This window comes from Enterobacter sp. 940_PEND, from assembly GCF_001059415.1.
GTDB lineage: Bacteria > Pseudomonadota > Gammaproteobacteria > Enterobacterales > Enterobacteriaceae > Enterobacter > Enterobacter cloacae_M.
The window spans coordinates 1-227 of record NZ_JUMS01000020.1 but is presented as its reverse complement, the minus strand read 5'-3'; the positions used below and the strand labels follow the sequence as shown (position 1 = coordinate 227).

Here is a 227-nt window from a genome sequence, read left to right as displayed (position 1 = left end):
TTACCGTCGCTGATGGTCGCCGTGCTGCTGTCGGCCACAAAGGTGGTGTCCACAGTCTGGCTGGCACCGTTGACGGTAGCCGTCACTTTGCTCACACCGGATTTGGTGTTGGTCAGCTTGGTGGTGGCGATACCGTCGGCGTCAGTGGTCGCGGAAGCGGTGGTGATCGTGGCGCCATTGGTGGCGGTAAAGGTCACTGCCACACCGGAAACCAGGTTGCCGTTGGC

1 protein-coding gene is annotated in these 227 nt (G+C 61.7%); it reads right to left on the bottom strand.

What is annotated here, in order from left to right:
* On the bottom strand, positions 1-227 hold a 227-nt coding region (locus tag ADJ24_RS03980; protein ID WP_048702220.1), incomplete at both ends, for an Ig-like domain-containing protein.